General features: G+C 67.2%; 18 protein-coding genes. 5 read left to right on the top strand and 13 right to left on the bottom strand.

Going from position 1 to position 20,356, the window contains the following annotated elements:
* Positions 1-4: 4 nt before the first annotated feature.
* A complete protein-coding gene (locus JOF42_RS10710) occupies positions 5-1,180 on the bottom strand; it encodes a cysteine desulfurase family protein (protein ID WP_210097842.1) in 1,176 nt (391 codons plus the stop codon).
* Between the two features lie 94 nt (positions 1,181-1,274).
* Here JOF42_RS10710 and glgX point away from each other — a divergent pair, with 94 nt between their 5' ends.
* From glgX to glgB, 3 genes are all read left to right on the top strand, one after another.
* Positions 1,275-3,347: a glycogen debranching protein GlgX gene (gene glgX, locus JOF42_RS10705; protein ID WP_210097841.1), complete on the top strand. Its 2,073-nt coding sequence runs from the start codon at positions 1,275-1,277 to the stop codon at positions 3,345-3,347.
* 64 nt (positions 3,348-3,411) lie between these two features.
* Positions 3,412-5,487 carry an alpha-1,4-glucan--maltose-1-phosphate maltosyltransferase gene (locus JOF42_RS10700; RefSeq protein WP_210097840.1) on the top strand — a complete coding sequence of 692 codons (2,076 nt, stop codon included), beginning with the start codon at positions 3,412-3,414 and terminating at the stop codon, positions 5,485-5,487.
* Positions 5,484-7,688: a 1,4-alpha-glucan branching protein GlgB gene (gene glgB / locus JOF42_RS10695; protein WP_210097839.1), complete on the top strand. Its 2,205-nt coding sequence runs from the start codon at positions 5,484-5,486 to the stop codon at positions 7,686-7,688. The genes JOF42_RS10700 and glgB overlap by 4 nt, the downstream gene beginning before the upstream one ends.
* Positions 7,689-7,707: 19 nt before the next feature.
* Here glgB and JOF42_RS10690 read toward each other — a convergent pair whose 3' ends face one another.
* Both JOF42_RS10690 and JOF42_RS10685 read right to left on the bottom strand, forming a co-directional pair.
* Positions 7,708-8,658: a tetratricopeptide repeat protein gene (locus JOF42_RS10690; protein WP_210097838.1), complete on the bottom strand. Its 951-nt coding sequence runs from the start codon at positions 8,656-8,658 to the stop codon at positions 7,708-7,710.
* Positions 8,655-10,628 carry a DUF8094 domain-containing protein gene (locus JOF42_RS10685; protein WP_210097837.1) on the bottom strand — a complete coding sequence of 658 codons (1,974 nt, stop codon included), beginning with the start codon at positions 10,626-10,628 and terminating at the stop codon, positions 8,655-8,657. The genes JOF42_RS10690 and JOF42_RS10685 overlap by 4 nt, the downstream gene beginning before the upstream one ends.
* Positions 10,629-10,807: 179 nt before the next feature.
* On the opposite strand from JOF42_RS10685, the gene JOF42_RS10680 reads away from it, so the two are divergent.
* Positions 10,808-11,869 (top strand): AI-2E family transporter, encoded by a 1,062-nt coding sequence (locus JOF42_RS10680; protein ID WP_210097836.1) that lies wholly within the window; start codon positions 10,808-10,810, stop codon positions 11,867-11,869.
* Here JOF42_RS10680 and JOF42_RS10675 read toward each other — a convergent pair.
* From JOF42_RS10675 to rpsB, 9 genes are all read right to left on the bottom strand, one after another.
* Positions 11,866-12,579, bottom strand: coding sequence for an alpha/beta hydrolase (locus JOF42_RS10675; protein WP_210099167.1), 714 nt, complete (start codon positions 12,577-12,579; stop codon positions 11,866-11,868). The genes JOF42_RS10680 and JOF42_RS10675 overlap by 4 nt on opposite strands.
* Positions 12,580-12,581: 2 nt before the next feature.
* Positions 12,582-12,869, bottom strand: a complete 288-nt coding sequence (locus JOF42_RS17940) for an Rv1322 family protein (RefSeq protein WP_245340783.1) — start codon at positions 12,867-12,869, stop codon at positions 12,582-12,584.
* Positions 12,870-12,878: 9 nt separating this feature from the next.
* Positions 12,879-13,559 carry an aggregation-promoting factor C-terminal-like domain-containing protein gene (locus JOF42_RS10670; RefSeq protein ID WP_307803583.1) on the bottom strand — a complete coding sequence of 227 codons (681 nt, stop codon included), beginning with the start codon at positions 13,557-13,559 and terminating at the stop codon, positions 12,879-12,881.
* Positions 13,560-13,606: 47 nt separating this feature from the next.
* Positions 13,607-14,209: a DivIVA domain-containing protein gene (locus tag JOF42_RS10665; protein ID WP_210097835.1), complete on the bottom strand. Its 603-nt coding sequence runs from the start codon at positions 14,207-14,209 to the stop codon at positions 13,607-13,609.
* The gene (locus JOF42_RS10660) at positions 14,209-15,348 is read right to left on the bottom strand and encodes a phosphatidate cytidylyltransferase (RefSeq protein WP_210097834.1); all 1,140 of its coding nucleotides are present in this window, start codon (positions 15,346-15,348) and stop codon (positions 14,209-14,211) included. The genes JOF42_RS10665 and JOF42_RS10660 overlap by 1 nt, the downstream gene beginning before the upstream one ends.
* Positions 15,349-15,353: 5 nt before the next feature.
* Positions 15,354-15,908 carry a ribosome recycling factor gene (frr, locus tag JOF42_RS10655; RefSeq protein ID WP_056307900.1) on the bottom strand — a complete coding sequence of 185 codons (555 nt, stop codon included), beginning with the start codon at positions 15,906-15,908 and terminating at the stop codon, positions 15,354-15,356.
* Between the two features lie 66 nt (positions 15,909-15,974).
* Entirely contained in the window at positions 15,975-16,691 is a 717-nt protein-coding gene (gene pyrH / locus JOF42_RS10650; protein ID WP_056307902.1) for a UMP kinase, read from the bottom strand.
* A 91-nt stretch (positions 16,692-16,782) separates the two neighbouring features.
* Positions 16,783-17,610, bottom strand: coding sequence for a translation elongation factor Ts (gene tsf, locus JOF42_RS10645; protein WP_056307904.1), 828 nt, complete (start codon positions 17,608-17,610; stop codon positions 16,783-16,785).
* 44 nt (positions 17,611-17,654) lie between these two features.
* Positions 17,655-18,575 carry a 30S ribosomal protein S2 gene (rpsB, locus tag JOF42_RS10640; RefSeq protein ID WP_210097833.1) on the bottom strand — a complete coding sequence of 307 codons (921 nt, stop codon included), beginning with the start codon at positions 18,573-18,575 and terminating at the stop codon, positions 17,655-17,657.
* Between the two features lie 306 nt (positions 18,576-18,881).
* Between rpsB and JOF42_RS10635 the strand changes: the two genes are divergently transcribed.
* On the top strand, positions 18,882-19,418 hold the full coding sequence (locus JOF42_RS10635) for a murein hydrolase activator EnvC family protein (protein ID WP_210097832.1): 537 nt from the start codon (positions 18,882-18,884) through the stop codon (positions 19,416-19,418).
* A gap of 20 nt (positions 19,419-19,438) precedes the next feature.
* Here JOF42_RS10635 and JOF42_RS10630 read toward each other — a convergent pair whose 3' ends face one another.
* Complete coding sequence (locus JOF42_RS10630; protein WP_210097831.1) at positions 19,439-20,341, bottom strand: tyrosine recombinase XerC; 903 nt, start codon at positions 20,339-20,341, stop codon at positions 19,439-19,441.
* Positions 20,342-20,356: the final 15 nt, after the last annotated feature.

The raw sequence follows: 20,356 nt of genomic DNA, 5'->3' as shown, positions 1-20,356 counted from the left end.
CAGTCTACGAGCGTGTGGCTGAGCCGGAGCCGGATGCGCGAGAGTACGCGTCGGCGATCGATGCGACCACCGCATCGACGTCCGCATCCGTCGACGTGCGGCCGAGAGAGAACCGAAGCACGCTGCGCGCGTCCTGCTCGCTGCGTCCCATGGCCATCACGACGTGCGAAGGCTCCGCCACGCCCGCCTGGCATGCTGATCCTGTCGAGGCCGCGATCCCCGCCATGTCGAGCAGGAAGAGCAGGCTCTCCCCCACCGCTCCGGGGAACAGGACGTGCGCGTTCCCCGGAAGCCTCTCGACGGGGTCCCCCAGGACCTCAGCCGTCGGGACACGAGCGAGGATGCCCTCGATCAGACGGTCGCGCATCGCACTCAGCCGGGTGCTCTCGGCCTGACGCTCGACCTCGGCCAGTTCCAGGGCCACGGCGAACGCGGCGGCGCCCGCGACGTCCTGGGTTCCCGCGCGGAGGCCGCGTTGCTGCGCGCCCCCGCGCAGGATCGCGGCGAGTTTCGCGGTGCGCGAGGTGACGAGGGCGCCGACGCCGACGGGGGCACCGATCTTATGGCCGGCGACGCTCATCGCGACCAGCCCAACGGCATCCGCAGCGTCACCCCTCAGAGCACGGAACGACAGGGGAACATGACCGAGCGCCGACACGGCATCGAAGTGCATCGGCACCTGGGCGACAGCGGCCGACGACGCCAGCGCCTGGGCATCGTTGATCGTTCCCGCCTCGTTGTTGGCGATGAGCGCAGTCGCCAGGGCTGACCCGGGAAGTTGCGCGGCGAACGCGTCCACGTCGATCGCCGCCGTGCGAAATACCGGTACAGCGCGCAGCACCGCACCCTCGGCGACAAGTGCCTCCACCGTGTCCATGGTCGCGTGATGCTCGGCATCCGGCATCACGATCGCTTCGGTACCCGCTCGGCGCGCGTGCCAGAGCCCCTGCAGCGCGAGATTGATCGACTCCGTCCCGCCGGAGGTGAAGACCACCTCGATGGGATCGCATCCGAGCACCGCTGCGGCGCGCTCCCGGGAGTCCTCGAGGAGACGTCGGGCGTCCTGCCCCGCGCCGTGCGTCGACGACGCATTACCCACGGTCTCGCTCGCGGCCAGCCATGCTTCGCGCGCCTCCGGGCGCAGCGGGGTCGTGGCGGCGTGATCGAGATAGTGCTGCATCCCTCAACTCTCCCCCATTTTCACGGTCGGGAGCGCACATGGAACTGAGTGCATGCGGTCCTGAGACCCGAGCGCAGCCCCCTATGGTGTATTCATGCCCGCGATCCGAGACATCACCGTGCCCGGCGGTACTGCACTCGACAACCTCGGCGTTCGCCTTCACGACGGCGTCGGAACCCTCCGCGTCTGGTCGCAGAACGCGTCGTCGATCGAACTCGTCGTCTTCGACGCCACCGACCTCGACTGGGTGACCGATCAGGTCGACCTCGAGCGACTCCCCGGCGGCGTCTGGGAGGTCACGACCGAGTTGCTGCAGCCCGGCACCCGCTATGCGATCCGAGTCGGCGGACCCCACGGCCCCGGCAACACCTTCAATCCCGAGACGCTCCTGCTCGACCCGTACGCGCGCGGCCTCGCCCAGGGTGACGGGTACGAGGAGTGGCGATCCGTCGTCATCGTCGACGGCTTCGACTGGGGCGACTCCGTGAAGCCGCGTATCCCGCTCGATCGCACAGTCATCTACGAGGGACATCTGAAGGGTCTCACCAAGCGACAGCCCGACATCCCACCCGCGCTGCACGGAACCTACGCCGGCCTCGCGCACCCGGCGATGATCGAGTACTTCCACGGGCTCGGCATCACCTCGATCGAGCTTCTCCCCGTCCACGCGTTCGTGCCCGAGCCTCGCCTGCTCGAGCGCGGCCTCACCAACTATTGGGGCTACAACACCCTCAACTTCTTCACCCCGCACAACGCGTATGCGACCGAGGATGCCCGCAAGGGCGGTCCGGAAGCGGTGCTCGCCGAGTTCAAAGGCATGGTGCGCCTGCTGCACGAGGCCGGTCTCGAGGTCATCCTCGACGTCGTCTACAACCACACGTCGGAGGAGGGTCTCGGAGGCCCTCGCTCGAGCCTGCGTGGCATCGACAACGCGGGCTACTACCGACAGGATTCCTCGGGCGCGTACATCGACACCACCGGTTGCGGCAACACGCTCGACACCTCGACGGATGCCGGTGCCCGTCTCGTGCTCGACTCGCTGCGCTACTGGGCGCAGGAGATGCAGATCGACGGCTTCCGGTTCGACCTGGCGGCCGCCATCGCGCGCGACGCGTCGCACACCTACACGCCCGAGCATCCACTGCTGACGGCGATCGCGAACGACCCCATCCTCAAGGACACGAAGCTCATCGCCGAGCCCTGGGACGTCGGCATGGGTGGCTGGCAGACCGGCAACTTCCCCCAGGGCTGGCTGGAGTGGAACGACCGATACCGCGACCGTGTGCGCAACTTCTGGTTGAGCGACATCGACTACGCGCGCAGGGCCTCGGCCCCGGTCGGCATCGGCGGCTTCGCCACACGCCTCGCCGGTTCGTCGAACACCTTCGCGGATGAGCGCGGACCGCTCGCGAGCATCAACTTCGTGACGGCGCACGACGGCTTCACCCTCAACGACCTCGTCTCGTACGACGTCAAGCACAACGAGGCCAACGGGGAGCACAACCGCGACGGTGCCGACATGAACCGCGCCTTCAACCACGGGATCGAGGGGCCCACGGACGACCCCGCGATCCTCGCGGCCCGACGCAAAGCCATGCGCAATCTGCTGGGCACCCTGCTGCTGTCCGCCGGCATCCCCATGCTCACCGCCGGTGACGAGGTCGGGCGCACGCAGCGGGGGAACAACAACGCGTATGCGCAGGATTCGGCGATGACCTGGCTCGGCTGGGACCCGGAACCCTGGCAGGAGGATCTGCGTGCCCACGTCAGCAGGCTGATCGAGCTCCGCTCCGAGAACCCCGCGTTGCGTCCGAGCAAGTACGCACGCCTGGGCGAGCACATCCCGAATGCCTCAGTCATGGACTGGTTCGACCAGAACGGCGAGACGATGGAGAGCGACCAGTGGACCGACCCCGGCAACCGCACGCTCCAGTACGTCGCCGCGTCGACTCCGGATCGTGAGGCCGCGAACCGCATCCTCCTGATCGTGCACGGCACGGAGTCGCCGATCGATGTGCGACTGCCCGAGGAACTCGAGGATGCGACGCGATTCGTGTCGCTCTGGTCCAGCGCAGACGAGCGCCCCGACGCGGGCGGGGAGACATTCGCCCCCGGAGACATCCTGCCCATCCCCGGCACCTCCATGAGGCTCTTCCGTGTCGAGTGACGCGCGGCGCGCCGGTACCGTCTGCTCGCTACCCGCCGTGCGTCGGTAGCGGTACATTCGGGGGGTGGCCGCACGTACGAGCAGCACCCGTTCCAAGACTCTCCGGAGTCCCGCTCAGATCCCGCTGCGTCCGCTGGGCGCCGTGTCGGACGGTGAGACGCTCACAGCCACTCGCATTCCGCTGCTGAACGCGACGCCCGCCGTCCCCGGCGGGTTCGCCCCCAAGGCGTTCGTCGGCGAGATCGTGCCCTTCACGGTGGTCGCCTTCCGCGAAGGCCACGACATCATCGGTGTGCAGCTGCGGTTGACCTCTCCCGACGGCGAGGAGTCGCTTCACCGCCTCTCCCCCCTGCTCGACGGGACCGATCGGTGGAGCGCCGAGATCGCGATCGACGTGCAGGGGCGATGGACGTTCCGCTTCGAAGCGTTCTCCGACGATTTCGCGACCTGGGCGCACGCCGCCGAGCTGAAAGTGGCGGCCGGCGTGGATGTGCCCGTGATGGCCGCGCTCGGGGCCGAACTGCTCGCACGAGCCGCCTCGGAGAAAGACCGCCCTCTCGCGCAGCGCAAGCGCCTCACTGCCGACTCCGCCGCTCTTCTCGCCGGAGACGGAGCGACGACCATCGCTCTCTCGACCGATGCCGACCTCGCTCGAGTGTTCCTCGAGCGGCCGCTGACCTCCCTCCGCTCCGCGTCTGCGACGCACACCCTGCTGGTGGAGCGCACCGCGGCGGGCGTCGGTGCCTGGTACGAGTTCTTCCCCCGCTCCGAGGGGGCGAAGCGGCTGAAGGACGGCACGATCAAGAGCGGAACGTTCCGCACCGCGACGAAGCGCCTCCCCGCGGTCGCGGCGATGGGGTTCGACGTGATCTATCTGGTGCCCATCCACCCGATCGGCATCACGAACCGCAAGGGCCGCAACAACACGCTGACCACCGAGCCCGACGACCCCGGCTCCCCCTACGCGATCGGCGCCGCCGAGGGCGGACACGACGCGATCCACCCCGACCTCGGCAAGCCCGCCGACTTCCGCGCCTTCGTGCGGGCTGCGCGGGCTGAGGGCCTGGAGGTGGCACTCGACCTCGCTCTTCAGGCGTCGCCCGACCACCCCTGGGTCGACGAGCACCCCGAGTGGTTCACCACACTGCCTGACGGCACGATCGCCTATGCCGAGAACCCGCCGAAGAAGTACCAGGACATCTATCCGCTGAACTTCGACAACGACCCCGAGGGCATCTACCAGGAGATGCTGAGGGTCGTGCAGCACTGGGTGCACGAAGGCGTGAAGATCTTCCGCGTCGACAACCCGCACACCAAGCCGCTGCAGTTCTGGGAGTGGCTGATCGCCACGGTGAACGCCGAAGACCCCGACGTCATCTTCCTCGCCGAAGCCTTCACCCGACCCGCCGTCATGCGCGCGCTCGCCGCCGTGGGCTTCCAGCAGAGCTACAGCTACTTCACCTGGCGGAACACCAAGTCGGAGCTCGAGGAGTTCCTCAGCAGCGTGTCGCACGAGACGAGCGACTACATGCGGCCGAACCTCTTCGTCAACACGCACGACATCCTCACCGAGTACCTTCAGTTCGGCGGGCGTGCCGCCTACCGCATCCGCGCCTGCATCGCCGCGACGGCGGCACCCGTCTACGGCGTCTACGCCGGCTACGAGCTCTTCGAGAACGTGGCACGCCCGGGGTCTGAAGAGAACATCGACAACGAGAAGTACGAGTACAAGCTCCGCGACTGGGAGGGAGCCGAAGCCGCAGGCGACTCTCTGGCCCCACTTCTACGTCGTCTGAACGAGATCCGTCGCACCCATCCGGCGCTCCGCCAGCTCCGCAACCTCGCGGTCCACTGGAGCGACGATGACTCGGTGCTGGTCTACAGCAAGCATCTCGACGCCGACTTCACCGGCACCGGGGATGCGGACACGATCCTCGTCGTGGCGAACGTCGACCCGCATTCCGTGCGCGAGACCACGGTCCACCTCGACACGACGATCTGGGGCGTGCCTCTCGGCGAGCCTTTCGAGGTCGAGGATCTCCTCACCGGCGCCGTCTGGGCCTGGACCGATCACAACTACGTGCGCCTCGACGCCTTCGCCGAACCGGTGCACATCCTGAAGGTGAGGAAGCGAGCATGAGCTACGTGGAAGATGCGACGACGTCGTCCGAGTGGGCCGCGGTGGCCGCCGGAACCCATCACGATCCGCACGCTGTCCTGGGCGCCCACCCGTCCACCGACGCGGGTGACCGCACGGTCACGGTGATCCGAGCTCGACGCCCCCTCGCCGCCTCGGTCGCGGCGGTGTTCGGAGACGGCTCGCGGTTGGCGCTGGAGCACGTCGCGCACGGCATCTGGGAAGCCCAGCACGACGGCGCTCCGGTGCCGTATCGTCTCGCGACCGCGTACGGCGACGACGACGAGAGCACCGTCGGCGACCCCTATCGACACCTCCCCACCCTCGGCGACATCGATCTTCACCTGATCGCCGAGGGCCGTCACGAGCGTCTCTGGCAGGTCCTCGGCGCCCACCCGCGGACGGCGGAGGGCGACACCGGCGTGGCATTCGCGGTGTGGGCACCCAATGCGACCGCTGTGCGCGTCGTCGGCGACCACAACGGGTGGAACGGCGAATCGCACGCGATGCGATCGATGGGCGTGAGCGGCATCTGGGAGCTCTTCATCCCCGACATCGCGATCGGCTCGACCTACAAGTTCGAGATCAGGACGCGCGACGGAGCGTGGATCTTCAAGGCCGACCCGATGGCCCAGGCGGCGCAGATCCCACCCGAGACGGCATCGGTGGTCACGCAGTCGACCTACGCCTGGTCGGACGGCGCATGGATGACCCGCCGAGCAGCGACGCACGCGGTCGCACAGCCGTTGTCGATCTACGAGGTTCATCTCGGGTCGTGGCGCGGCGGTCTGAGCTACCGGGACGCCGCCGAGCCTCTCATCGCTCACGTCACCGAGGCGGGGTTCACCCACGTCGAGTTCATGCCCCTCGCCGAGCATCCTTTCGGAGGCTCGTGGGGCTATCAGGTGAGCGGCTACTACGCGGCGACCAGCCGGTTCGGCAGCCCGGACGACCTGCGCTATCTGATCGACCGCCTGCACCAGGCGGGCGTCGGCGTCATCATGGACTGGGTCCCCGGGCATTTCCCGAAGGATGCGTTCGCGCTCGCTCGGTTCGACGGCCAGCCGCTCTACGAGCACCCGGACCCCCGGCGAGGCGAACACCAGGACTGGGGCACGCTCATCTTCGACTACGGGCGTCCGGAGGTACGGGGCTTCCTCGTGGCGAACGCCCTCTTCTGGCTCAGCGAGTTCCATGTCGATGGGCTCAGGGTCGATGCGGTGGCGTCGATGCTGTACCTCGACTATTCGCGGAACGACGGCGAGTGGGAACCCAACATCCACGGCGGACGCGAGAACCTCGAAGCGATCCGGTTCCTGCAGGAGGTCAACGCGACCGCCTACCGCGTGCACCCCGGTGTGCTCATGATCGCGGAGGAGTCGACCAGTTTCCCCGGTGTCACCGCGCCGACCGATCATGCGGGACTCGGTTTCGGGTTCAAATGGAACATGGGTTGGATGAACGACTCTCTCCAGTACATCGAGCGAGACCCCATGTACCGGTCCCATCACGAGGGCGAGATGACGTTCTCCTTCGTCTACGCGTTCGGCGAGAACTATCTCCTTCCGATCAGCCACGACGAGGTCGTGCATGGCAAGGGAAGCCTGCTCACGAAGATGCCGGGCGATCACTGGCACAAGCTCGCGAACGTCCGCGCCTACCTCGCGTACATGTGGGGCCATCCGGGCAAGAAGCTGCTCTTCATGGGCCAGGAGTTCGGCCAGATAGCCGAGTGGTCCGAATCCCGCGAACTCGACTGGTGGCTGCTCGAACAGCCGTCCCACGCGCAGCTGCAGGGCTTCGTCGGTCAGCTCAACCACACCTACCGTGCGCAGGCACCGCTCTGGGAACGCGACAACGACGCATCATGCTTCTCGCGCCTCGGCGCACCGACCTGGGATCCGAACGTCATCGCCTTCGAACGTCGCGACGCCCACGGTGGGCGGCTCGTCGTCATCAGCAACTTCGCCGGCGTGGAACGAAGCGGCTACCGTCTCGATCTGCCCAGCTCGGGGGTCTGGGAAGAGGTCCTCAACACGGACGCGTCAGAGTACGGTGGGCGCGGATCCGGGAATCTGGGGGTGGTCGTGGCTCCCCTCGACGACCGTGGCGTCGCAACGGCGACCATGACGATCCCCGCTCTGTCGACGATCTGGCTCCGTCACCAGAGCGACCCTCACGTCCCGACGGTCAGCCACGGCTGACCGTCGCCGCGGACCGAGGTCAGAACAGCAGGGACGAGAGCCTGTTGCGCGCGGAGATCACCCGCGGGTCGGCCGCGCCGATCAGACCGAACAGCTCGACCAGCCTTTCGCGAACGGGAGTGCGCTGGTCTGACGGCAGCTGAGCGAAAAGGTCGAGGAGGCGTCCGAAGGCATCGTCCACGTGTCCGCCGGCGAGGTCGAGGTCGGCGACATCGAACTGAGCCTTCACGTCCAACGGCCCTGCCGCGGCAGCCGCGCGGGCATCCTGCAGATCGAGCTTCTGCACACGGTCGAGCAGACGCACCTGGCCGAGGCCGGCGATCGCATCCTCATCCCGGGGGTTCTCTGCGAGTGCCTTCTCGTAGGCGACGATCGCCGCGGCGTAATCGCCGAGCTCGATGGCCGCGAACGCCTCGGCGTGCAGCGGGGGCAGCGGCGGCTCTTCGGGGGTCTCGTCCGCGCCCGCGGGAGCCTCTCCGATGTCGAGCGACCCTGTGACACCGTTCTGAGCGGCGAGCTGGAGCAGCTGCGCGAAGACCTCTCGAACCTGCTGCTCGGGGACCGCTCCGGTGAACATAGGAACGGGCTGCCCGGCGATGAGAGCGACGACCATCGGGATCGACTGCGCACGGAAGCCCTGCGCGAGCTGCGGGTTGGCATCGACGTCGACCTTGGCGAGGAGCACTTTGCCGCCGAGCTCACGCGTCACCTTCTCGATGATCGGGCTCAGCTGCTTGCACGGTCCGCACCACTCGGCCCACAGGTCGACCACCACGGGAACCGTACGAGAGAGTTCGAGGATCTGACCGAAGGACTCGTCGGTCGCATCGACGACGACATCCGTCACGCCGCCCCCGGCTGCTGCAGCAGCGCCGCCGGAGCCCGTGGCCTGCGCCGGGGCTGCGGGACGGTTTCGCAGGCTGGAGAGGTCGACGGCTCCACGGAGCGCGGCGGGAGAGATATCGGTCACTTGATCACCTCGACGGAGAGAAGATCCTGGCGCACGGCCAGGAGCCGGATCTGCTCCGTGGACCCCTGTGCGGGGACGGAGAAGAACAACTGGAATTCGTACTTGGTCGTCACGCCCTTCGCGGACTCCGTCACCCCGGTGAGAGCCTTCGCCTGCGCGTTGTCACCGAAGCGGATGACCGCATCGGCCGACGTCGGGGTCACGGTCTCGGTGTCGATGAGAGACAGGGCGACGATCGCACCGCTGTCGAGCGTGGTCAACGAGACGGGTGCCACGTCGGCCGGAGCGATGTCGAACGCCGTCTTGGACGTCTTGGCCGCGCCGTTGTCCGCGAGGTTCTGCACCACCGCCTGACGGCTGTCACGGATCGACGTCGCGAGATTCTGCGACAGCTCGTCGAAGAGGCCGTAGGACTCGCTCTTCTCCCCCGCGTCGACGACATCCGAGAACTTCTCCGCGAGCTCCCCGGGCGGGATGCTCAGGAAGGCGGAATCGTCGGGGACGAGCGAGGTCCCGAGCCATGCGGCCGCCACATCCGGGAAGACGGCATCCGCAGACATCTCGGCCATGTTGGTGACCTTGTAGTTCGACCACGGGTCCTGCTGCGTCATGGTGAGGATCACGGGCGGAACCGTGTCGTCGCCCTTGCTCTTCGAGAGCAGGAGCACTGTCCGCGGCCAGCGGTCGCTGGCTTCAGGGAGCACGACCTCGATGTCATCGGTCGGAATGGCCGCCGGCGGAGTCGTGTCCGGAAGAGCGGTGCGCAGCGTGTACTCGGTCGTGCGAGCCGTCAGCGCGGGACCGTCGAGGCGCGTTCCCGCCAGATCGATGTCCATCGTGGCATCCGCCTCGGAGAGCGTGGACGACACCTCGTCGAGGATGCGCTTCGCCTGAGACTCGGTCACGGCCGGCGGCTTCTGGTTGTCGGGAGCGATGACGGTCGCGCTCGGCGAGGGAGTCGGGCTGCTCTCTCCGAACTGGGGCCAGGAATCAGCCGAGCAACCGCTCGCGAGCAGTGCGGTCAACGCGATCGCCGGGATGGCGATCAGGCGGCGTCTGCGGGTCGGTGTCGCCGCGCGCAGCTCCGACGTGCGCTCGCCCGTCGTCTTCTCCGACTCCGCAGGACTCTGCGCGTCCCCGTCGGAGGTCTTCGGGTCTGCGGTGCCGTCGGAGACCGCCGCGTCGTCCGATCCGGGCACGGAAGAATCCTCGATCGCCGCGCGTTCGGCCGGGGGCAGCTGCGCGACGTCTATCGGCTCGGTCGCGGGCAACGGTCCTGGCCCCTTGCGCCGGGGTCCGCGACCGCGACGCTGATGGCGGATGGCCAGAACGTAGAGGATCAGACCGACGAGGAGCACCGCGGCGCCCGCTGCCATCAGCGGACCTGCGAGCGGGGTCGAGTTGTCGATCGGCCAGGACACGACGATGTCATCGGGTGCGTCCTGGGTGCCGTCCTGAGCGATGAGCACGCTCACTCCTTCGGGGAGCTGCATGTCGGCGATCAGCGCATCCGTGTCGGTGAAGGAGTTCAGCCAGAGATCGGAACCGGCGGGATTGCGCCCGGGGGTCGGCTCGGCGGCACCGTCCTCGGCAGGCGTCTCTGTGGGAGCCGGTGTCGCAGTTTCATCGCCCCCGTCCTCCGATGCGCCCGCGGCGACGAGTTCGACATCGAGTGTGCCGCTCTTGCCGACGGTGACGTGGTTGTAGGTCGCGTCGGCGAGCCATGCCTCCATGTCAGCCGTCCGGCCGTAGGCGGCGAAGATGTCGCCATCGCCCTTGACCAGCAGAGTCTGCGCACCCGGGTTCTCCCGAAGCACGTCGCCGTCCACGAGCACATAGGGAGCGGGTTCTTCCACGGAAACCGAGACCTTCTGGGTCGCCGGACCCTGGAAGATGGTTCGCTGGGCGATGCCCGCAGCGATCAGTCCGGCAGCCAGCACGAGGGCCACGACGGCCCATACGAAACGCACGAATAGTCTCCTCACACGGCCCGGACACGCGCCCGAGCCGGAACACTCGACATTTCAGACTAGCGAAATCACCTGTGCGTTGCCCACGAGCACGTTGCTCGGCATCACTCGGCACGTCGTGGGGTCGAGCCACCGGACGCTCGATAACCTTGCAGCATCCGCCGTTTCGAGGAGCTCCGATGAAGATCCACAACCCGTTCCGCACCGCCCTCGTGGCGACGCTCGGCGTCGGGTTGGGGATCCTGCTGATCGGAAGTCTCGAGAACCTCTCGACTGTTCTTCTCTACGTCGGCACCGCTCTCTTCCTGAGTCTGGGCCTGGACCCCCTGGTCACCTTCCTCGAGCGCAAGAGACTCCCCCGCTGGCTCGCGGTCCTGATCACGATCCTCGGCGTCCTCGGGATCTTCGCCGGGATCATCCTGATCGTGATCCCCGTGCTGGTCGACCAGATCTCCCAGCTGATCGCGCAGATCACCGCGATCGTTCAGCGAGGCACGTTCCTTCCTGACCTCAGGGAATGGATGGTCGAGACCTTCCCCAATCTCAAGGTCGACGACGTCTTCGCGTATGTGACCACCTGGCTCGAGACGAACCTCACGCAGATCGGCGGCTCGATCGGACAGAGCGTCCTCGCGGCCAGCGGCGCGGTGGTCAGCGGCCTGTTCGGAGCATTCATCGTGCTCATCCTGACGATCTATCTGACGGCCTCGACCCCTTCCCTGAAGCGTGCCGTCTATCAGCTCGCTCCCGCGTCGAAGCGCGAACGGTTCATCGACCTCGCCGAGCAGATCACCGACTCCGTCGGGTACTACGTCATGGGCCAGGTCACGCAGGGCGTCATCAACGGTGTCCTGAGCATGATCTTCCTGACGATCATCGATGCTCCGTTCCCCGCGGTGCTGGCCGTCGTGGCGTTCTTCTTCTCGCTGATCCCGCTCGTCGGCACCTTGACCGGATCGACGATCATCGTGCTCGTCTGCCTGATACCTGGACTGGGTTCGCCTGCCACGGCGATCGCGGCGGCCATCTACTACCTGATCTACATGCAGATCGAGGCCTACGTGATCTCACCGAGGATCATGAGCCGTGCCGTCTCGGTGCCCGGAGCGGTCGTCGTGGTCGCGGCGCTGGCCGGCGGCAGCCTGCTCGGCCTTCTCGGCGCGCTGATCGCCATCCCGGTGGCGGCGAGCATCCTGATCCTCTACCGCCAGGTGCTCATCCCGCGGATGAACGAGCTCTAGGCGACCGGCCATTCGGTCGGAAGCGGAAGCGCGGCCGGATTGACCGCGGCGACGACCTCGGTGAGGACCCGTCGAGTCTGGCTCTCTCCCACCCACAGATGCTTGCCGCCCTCGACCGCGATCAGATTCGCATGAGGGATCGTCGAGAACCGCTCTCGTGCTTCATCCGGACGCAGGTAGTCGTCGAGTTCCGGCACGAGGATGACCACCTCGACGTCGGCTCCGGCCCAGGCAGCCACCTCTTCGTCGGTGGCCCGATGCAGGGGCGGAGAGAGCAGGATGATGCCTTCGACGTCATGCTCCCGCCCGTATTTCAGCGCGAGCTCCGTGCCGAACGACCATCCGAGAAGCCAGGGGCGGGGAAGACCACGCTCGCGGACGAATTCCATCGCCGCCGCGACGTCGAACTGCTCCGCCGCTCCCCCGTCGAATGCGCCGTCGCTCGTCCCGCGAGGCGAGGTCGTACCCCGCGTGTTGAACCGAAGGACGGCGAGGTCCGCCAGGGCCGGCAGACGTGCGGCCGCCTTGCGGATGATGTGCGAGTCCATGAACCCGCCCGCGGTCGGCAACGGATGCAGCGTGACGAGCGTGGCGACCGGTGGCGCCGATTCAGGCAGCGCAAGCTCCCCGACGAGCGTCAGCTCGTCCGCCGTCTCCAACACGATGTCCTCGCGCAGCGCGGGAAGTTCGATAGGGCCACGGATCTCGATGCTCACGCAATCCTCCAACAGTGTGTGTGCCAGTGCCGCCGGGCTGCGAGGTCGGCCGCGTCTCCCAGCACGCCGTCGGCGCGCCAGACCACGAGGTGGGCCGTGCCAGTCGCGACGTCGCGTCCGCAACCCGGGCAGATGTAGTCCTTCTGCGCCTGAACAGCCGAGATGGGCTGGACTGTCCACTCGATGCCGCGCCGGGATTCCGTGCGCTTCCATGAGGCCAGGAGTCGATCGAGCGAATCCTCGGTCTCAGGGCGCGTCGGACGGCGCTTGCGGGAGCGGGCCATGAAGCCTGCTCACCACCAGTGGTTGTTGGACCAGAATGCCTGGGCGCCGGCCCAGCTGCCGTAACGACCCGTCGCGTATCCGGTCGCCCAGCGCAGGTTGTCGACGGGGTCGTAGCCGTTGCCGGGGACCTTGCTGCAGGGCAGAGCCTGTACGAGGCCGCAGGCACCCGACGAGGAGTTCGTCGCGTTCGGGTTCCATCCGCTCTCGCGCGAGACGATGTAGTCGACGTAGCCCCAGTCGGACTCTGCGATACCCGCCGCAGCCATCCACTGCGCAGGAGCTCCACCACCGGTGTAGAAGAGCGGTCCGCCTCCGGAGTTGGACGACTTCGAGGAATCGGACGACGCCACCTTGGGGGTGGGCTTCGGAGTCGGCTTCGGGGTGACGTATACGGAGAACGTTCCGCGCTGGACAGGCGCGATCGCCGCGCCCTCGACGGTCACCGTCAGATTCTGCGTCTCACCGAGGGCAGCGGAGTACGCGGATTCCGGCGCTGCTTCAGCCGGCGGGTCGGCAAGCGCGACGCCGGTGGGAGCCACCATCGCCGCGGCGAATCCGACCACCGCGAGTGCGCTGAAGAACCCCACGAGGCCACGGCGACGGCTGCCCTTGCGCGGCGACAGAGCCGCCGACGAAGGCACAGGGGTGACGTCGTTTCGATGAGGAGTCATGTCGTTTCGGGAGTTCACGATGCAAGGAGTCTACCCGGTGAGGCCTGTGACGGCCACGGGAACGCTCAGCGAACCGCCAGGATCACGTCGACGGTCGCATCGAGGAGGGCATCGACCTGCTCTTCGCGATAGCCCCCACGCTGCATCCGGAACGCCGCAGAACGAAGCTGCTCGGCGGTCAGCGGCTCTCCGTCTCGCAGGTATCGGGCGATGCGCGTGCTCACGTGATCCACCTCGTCGATGCGGTACCCGAAGGAGAGGATGCCGGTGCGTCCGAATCGCTGACGCTTCGGACGAGCCAGGTGATCGAGGATGACCTGAGCATCGTCACGCGCCTGTTCCACCCATGCTCCGGCGCCCTCGGCCCGCACGGCCCGTTCTCGAGCGCGCGCAGCGAATGCGTCCTCCACGCGGCCGAGCGCGGCGTCGACCTCCGACACCACGTACCCGTTCTTCACGAGAGGGAAGGACGCGACCCGGACTTCCGCAGCGCTGAGGTCGTCCGAATCTCCCTCGAACGCCGCGCGTGCAGCGGCGAGGAAGGTGTCCACCGCCGCGCGGTGGTAGCCGCGGACGCGACCGCTTGTCAACGAGAACGCGGGCGGCGCCTGCTCGGCCTCGTCCGGAGTCTGGACGTCGTCCGAGACCTGCACATCATCTGACACCATCACAGCACCGCCCAGGAGGAGAAGAGGAAGTAGAGGCACAGAGCCGGGATCGTCGACGGCAGGATGCTGTCGAGCCGATCGAGCAATCCGCCATGGCCGGGGAGCCAGGAACTCATGTCCTTGATCCCGAGGTCGCGCTTGAGCATCGACTCGCCGAGGTCGCCGAGCGTGGCGGAGAGCAGGATCGCGACGCCGAAGATGACACCGATCCACCACGGCACATGCAGGAGGAAGATCGCGAGGAGCACTCCGGCCGCGATCGAACCCACCACAGCTCCGCCGAAACCTTCCCAGGTCTTCTTCGGGCTGATCTTGGGGGCCATCGGATGCCGCCCGAACGAGAGGCCGGCGGCATACGCGCCCGTGTCGGCGACGACCGCGATGGCGATGAAGCTCAGGACCCACCACTGACCGCCCTCCTGCTTGAGCAGGATCAGCGCGACAGCCGCGAGGAAGGGCACATAGATCTGGACGAAGCCACCGATGACCGCATCCGTGAGCACATCGCCGTAGGTCCTGCCGTCCTTGGCGACCATCTGGGCGACGAGTCTCCACACGATCACGAATGCGACGGCGAGGAAGAGCACGACCCACACGAGCCAGAGGTCGAGGAAGAACGCGGAGAGCACCAGCATCGTCGCTGCGATGAACTGCGGCACCACGTCGATCCGACGGCCGGAGGCGCGCAGGGCGAGCGACAGCTCGTACACGCCGAGAAGGGCTGCGGCCAGCGCGAACGGCACGAACAGCACCTTGATGAACAGCAGAGACGCGAGCAGCGCCGCTCCGAACGCGAGACCGATCAGGGTTGCGAGGATCAGATCTCGGCCCGTGCGCTCCTTGATGCGTTCGTTGGCCTGGTCGAGCTGCCCTCGAGCATGCGAGACGTGGTTGCCCAGCTCGTCGCGGGCGGCGCGCCACTGCTCCCGGATCGCGTTGTGGTCAGCGGTGTCCAGAGGAGATGCCGCGAACACGGGCACCTCTGCGGGAAGCGGAGGTCGTGGCGGGATGCTCGTGGTGTCGAATGCCGGGAAGGCGCCGTCAACCAGGGGTATCCCGCCGGTCGAGGTCGACGAGTCGCGCGCCTCACGGCGCGTCTGCGGCTTGTCGGTACCGTCACCGGTGGGTTCGTCGGACATGCCGCCTACACCTCGAGGAGTTCAGCCTCTTTGCGCTTAAGTGCGTCGTCGATGAGGTCGACGTGCTGGCGCGTGAGGGCGTCGAGTTCCTTCTCTCCCCTGGCGATCTCGTCTTCACCGAGTTCGCTCTTCAGGGCGTCGAGCTCGTCCTTGCCCTTGCGGCGGATTCCACGGACATGGACCTTGGCGTCCTCGGCCTTGGTCTTGACGAGCTTGACGTACTCCTTGCGGCGCTCGGCCGTCAGCTCGGGCATCGTCACCCGCACGAGGTTGCCGTCGTTGGTGGGGTTCGCTCCGAGATTCGGCATGTCGCGAATGGCCTGTTCGATGCCCTTCAGCGCCGACTTGTCGTACGGCGTGATGATGAGAGTGCGTGCTTCCTGGTTCGCCAGCGAAGCGAGCTGGGCGAGCGGAGTCGGCGTTCCGTAGTAGTCGACCAGAACCTTCTGGAAGAGCTGCGGGTTGGCGCGGCCGGTGCGCACCGTGGAGAAGTCCTCCTTGGCAGCCTCGACGGCTCGTGCCATACGGGAGGTGGTTTCAGCGAGGACATCCGCGATCACGGTGACTCCTATCGTCGGGGTGTTCTGAAATTCTATCGGGCCGGGCCCTCGAGCACCGGCAGGCGCTCAGGCCGTGACCAGAGTTCCGATGTGCTCACCGAGGAGAGCACGCGTGACGTTGCCCGCCGGCTCCATGCCGAAGACGCGCATGTCCATGTTGTTGTCCATGCACAGGCTGAACGCGGTCGAGTCGACGACCTTGAGGCCACGCTGGAGGGCGTCGCGATACGTGACGCGCTCGATGCGCTCGGCGTCCGCGTGCTTGTTCGGGTCGGCGGTGTAGATCGCATCGACACCGTTCTTGGCGACGAGGACCTCCTCCGCGCCGATCTCGAGAGCCCGCTGCGCGGCGACCGTATCGGTCGAGAAGTACGGCAGGCCGGCGCCGGCACCGAAGATGACCACCCGACCCTTCTCCATGTGACGCTCCGCACGCAGGGGGATGTAAGGCTCGGCGACCTGGGTCATGGAGATGGCGGACTGCACGCGCGTGGGTGCGCCCGCCTGCTCGAGGAAGTCCTGAAGGGCGAGAGCGTTCATCACCGTTCCGAGCATGCCCATGTAGTCGGCGCGACCACGATCCATACCGCGCTGGCTGAGTTCGGCTCCGCGGAAGAAGTTCCCTCCGCCGACGACGATGGCGATCTCGACGCGGTCGACCGCTGCGGCGATGTCGCGCGCGATCTGGCTGACGACGTCGGGGTTGACTCCGAGCTGGCCGGCGCCGAACGCCTCACCGGAGAGCTTGAGAAGAACGCGGCGGCGTCCTGTGCGGTCGGTCATGGGGGTGATCCTCTCGTCCCGATTCAAGATAGTGCCTTCTGGGCATGAAGAAGGGGTCCGGATCGCGTTGATCCGAACCCCTTCGACGATGTTACGCGCCGACCTTGAAGCGCGCGAAGTCCGTCACGGTGATACCGGCGTCCTTCGCCACCTGGGCGACAGAGAGCTTGTTGTCCTTCGCGTAGTCCTGCTCGAGCAGGGCGACCTGCTTGATGAACGCGGAGACACGGCCCTCGACGATCTTGGGCAGAGCCGCTTCCGGCTTGCCCTCGTTGCGGGAGATCTCGGTGACGATCTCGCGCTCCTTCTCCACGGCGTCGGACGGAACGTCCTCGCGGGAGAGGTACGACGGGTTCGCGAACGAGATGTGCTGCGCGATGCTGCGAGCGGTCTCGGCGTCGTCACCCGAGTAGGCGACGACGACACCGATCTGCGGCGGCAGGTCCTTGCTCGTGCGGTGCAGGTAGACCTCGACCTTGTCGCCCGAGACCGTGCGCACGCGACGCAGTTCGACCTTCTCGCCGATGATCGCAGCCTCTTCCGAGATGACCTGCTCGACGCTCTTGTCGCCCGCCTGCGCGGCGAGACCGGACTCGACCGAGTCGGCCTTGACCGCTGCGACAGCGTCGGCGACCTTGTCGGCCAGCGCGATGAAGCGCTCGTTCTTCGCGACGAAGTCCGTCTCGCAGGCGAGCTCGATCAGCGTCACTGCGCCGTCCTGCTCCCGAGCGACGATGAGGCCCTCGCTGGTGGAACGGTCAGCACGCTTCGCGTTGCCCTTGGCACCCTTCAGGCGCAGGATCTCGGTGGCCTTCTCGACGTCTCCGTCAGCCTCCTCGAGCGCCTTCTTGGTGTCGACCATTCCCGTGCCGAGCTGCTCACGCAGCGCCTTGAGGTCGGCGATGGTGAAGTTGGCCATGTGTGGTGGCTCCTTGCTTCGTGATGTGTGTGGTGGTCGCGGAATTACTTGGCGTCTGCCTCAGCGGGGGCCTCTGCGGCCTCTGCTGCGGGAGCCTCGGTGGCCTCGGCGTCTGCGGCCGGAGCCTCGACGGCTGCGTCCTCAGCAGCTGCATCCTCGGCCGGAGCCTCGGTGGCAGCGTCTGCGGCCGGAGCCTCGGCAGCGGCGTCAGCCGGCGTCTCGAGGAGTTCCTTCTCCCAGTCGGCCAGCGGCTCGGCGTCGCCCGTCTCGGGGTTGTGCTTCTGCTGGAGGCCCTCTGCTGCGGCGTCCGCGATGATGCGGGTGAGCAGCGAGACCGAGCGGATCGCGTCGTCGTTACCGGGGATCGGGTACTGGAAGTCGTCCGGGTCGGCGTTCGTGTCGAGGATTCCGATCACGGGGATGCCGAGCTTCTTGGCCTCGTCGATGGCGAGGTGCTCACGCTTGGCGTCCACGACCCAGATGGCGGACGGCGTCTTGGTGAGGTTGCGGATACCACCGAGCGACTTGTGCAGCTTGTCGAGCTCGCGCTTCTTGAGCAGCAGCTCCTTCTTCGTGAAACCGCTGTTCGCCGGGGTCTCGTAGTCGAGCTCCTCGAGCTCCTTCATGCGTGCGAGACGCTTGGAGATCGTCTGGAAGTTGGTGAGGAGTCCACCGAGCCAACGCTGGTTGACGAAGGGCTGACCCACGCGGGTCGCCTGCTCGGCGAGGATCTCCTGCGCCTGCTTCTTCGTACCGACGAAGAGGATCGTGCCGCCGTGGGCGACGGTCTCCTTGACGAAGTCGTAGGCCTTGTCGATGTAGCCGAGCGACTGCTGGAGGTCGATGATGTGGATGCCGCTGCGCTCGGTGAGGATGAAGCGCTTGACCTTCGGGTTCCACCGACGGGTCTGGTGTCCGAAGTGCACGCCGCTGTCGAGCAGCTGGCGGATGGTGACCACAGCCATGGTCGTCTCCTGGTTCCGGCGCGATTCTGCGCCATTGAGGTTGTCGAGTCGATCGGACGATCGAACTCCCTGGTGCCCGGCGCACACCCACCTGTTCGGTAACAGGACCTGTGGGAGTGGATGCCACGACTGAAGTCGCTCTGGGCACGCGTAGTCACCCCGAGATCGAGGTGCTCCTTCAGCATACAGGATGCTGCGGCGTCACTCACCCTGCACTGAGCAGTGGGTCCGGGGATTCCGCACATCCAGGGCGATGGTCGGAGCCGGACCGAGCGCAGCGGGGCTGCCACCGCCGATCATGATCCGATGCACGCGCGTCCTCTCCCCTTCCTCGCACTTCTGCTGCTCTGCGCACTGCCGATCGGACCCGAGATCCGGGCGGATGCGTCGGCCCCCGCCGCCGCACCTCCGCACACAACGATCGCGGCGACGTGGGTATGGCCGATCGACGGCGCGCGTTCGGTCGCCAATCCGTTTCGCGCACCCGCTCACGAGTACGGATCAGGGCACCGGGGCATCGACATCGTGACGAGCCAGGGGCGGGCCGTTCGCGCGCCTGCTGATGGCATCGTCGCGTTCCGGGGAACCGTCGTCGACCGACCGCTTCTCACGATCGAGCACGCCGGAGGATACGTGTCGACTTTCGAGCCGTTGACCTCGGACCTCTCCCCCGGAGACGTCGTGTCAGCGGGAGAGACGATCGGCACCGTGGCCGCCGGCGGGCACGCGGAGTCAGGGACCCTGCACCTCGGCGTACGTCTCGGCGGGGAGTACATCAACCCGATGACGCTGTTCGGAGAGGTGCCCCGGGCAGTGCTCCTCCCCTGCTGCGATCCATTGTGACGCTCGGCACTGCAGGCGTGTCACGCCCGTGGATGCGCCAGCCGGTATGTCGCAGTCAGCCGTTCAGCCGAGACATGAGTGTAGATCTGTGTCGTGCCGAGACTCGCGTGCCCCAGGATCTCCTGCACCGCCCGCAGGTCGGCTCCACCGTCGAGGAGGTGGGTAGCCGCCGTGTGCCTGAGGGCATGCGGACCGACGGTGTCGGCACCGACGAACGGTGCGAGCACGCGTGCGACGAGGGAGTACACGGCACGGGGACCGATCCTCCCTCCCCGTGCGCCGAGGAGAAGCGCGGGAGACGGACGAGACCCACGGGCCATGTGCACGGGGCGACCTCGGGTGAGGTACGCGCCGACGGCGTCGCGCGCCGGCACCCCGAACGGGACCACCCGCTCTTTCGATCCCTTGCCGAGCACGCGGGCTGTTCCGCGGGTGAGATCGAGATCATCGACATCGAGTCCGCAGAGCTCGGAGACGCGGATGCCGGCCCCGTAGAGCAACTCGAGGACGGCATGGTCTCGCAGTGCGTCAGGCTCCCCCGTCGCCGCGGCAGATCGCTGTGCATCGAGGAGCGCCGTCATCGCGTCCTGAGAGGCGATCGTCGGCAGCGTACGTCCGCGCTTCGGCGCAACGAGGCGCAGGCTCGGATCGTGCGCGATGATCTCCTCTTCCTGAGCCCAGCTGAAGAACGAGCGCGCCGCCGCAGCGCGCCTCGCGAGAGTCGAGCGCGCGTCACCGCGCTGCGTCGCCCGCCAGAGCCAATCGCGTAGCGTCTCGAGCGACACCTCTTCCACACCGAGCTCCCCGACTGTCTGCGCCAGATCGCGTAGGTCTGATCGATAGGCCCGAACCGTCGCCGGCGACAGCCTCCGCACCTTCTCGAGGTGATCGGTGAAGGCCTGTGCCGCGGCCGCGAACTCCATGGAGCAAGCTTGCAG

The sequence above is a fragment of the Microbacterium phyllosphaerae genome, assembly GCF_017876435.1.
In the GTDB taxonomy this organism is placed as follows: Bacteria; Actinomycetota; Actinomycetes; order Actinomycetales; family Microbacteriaceae; genus Microbacterium; species Microbacterium phyllosphaerae.
Note: the sequence above shows the minus strand (reverse complement) of the source record. Positions and strands in the feature narration are given on the sequence as shown.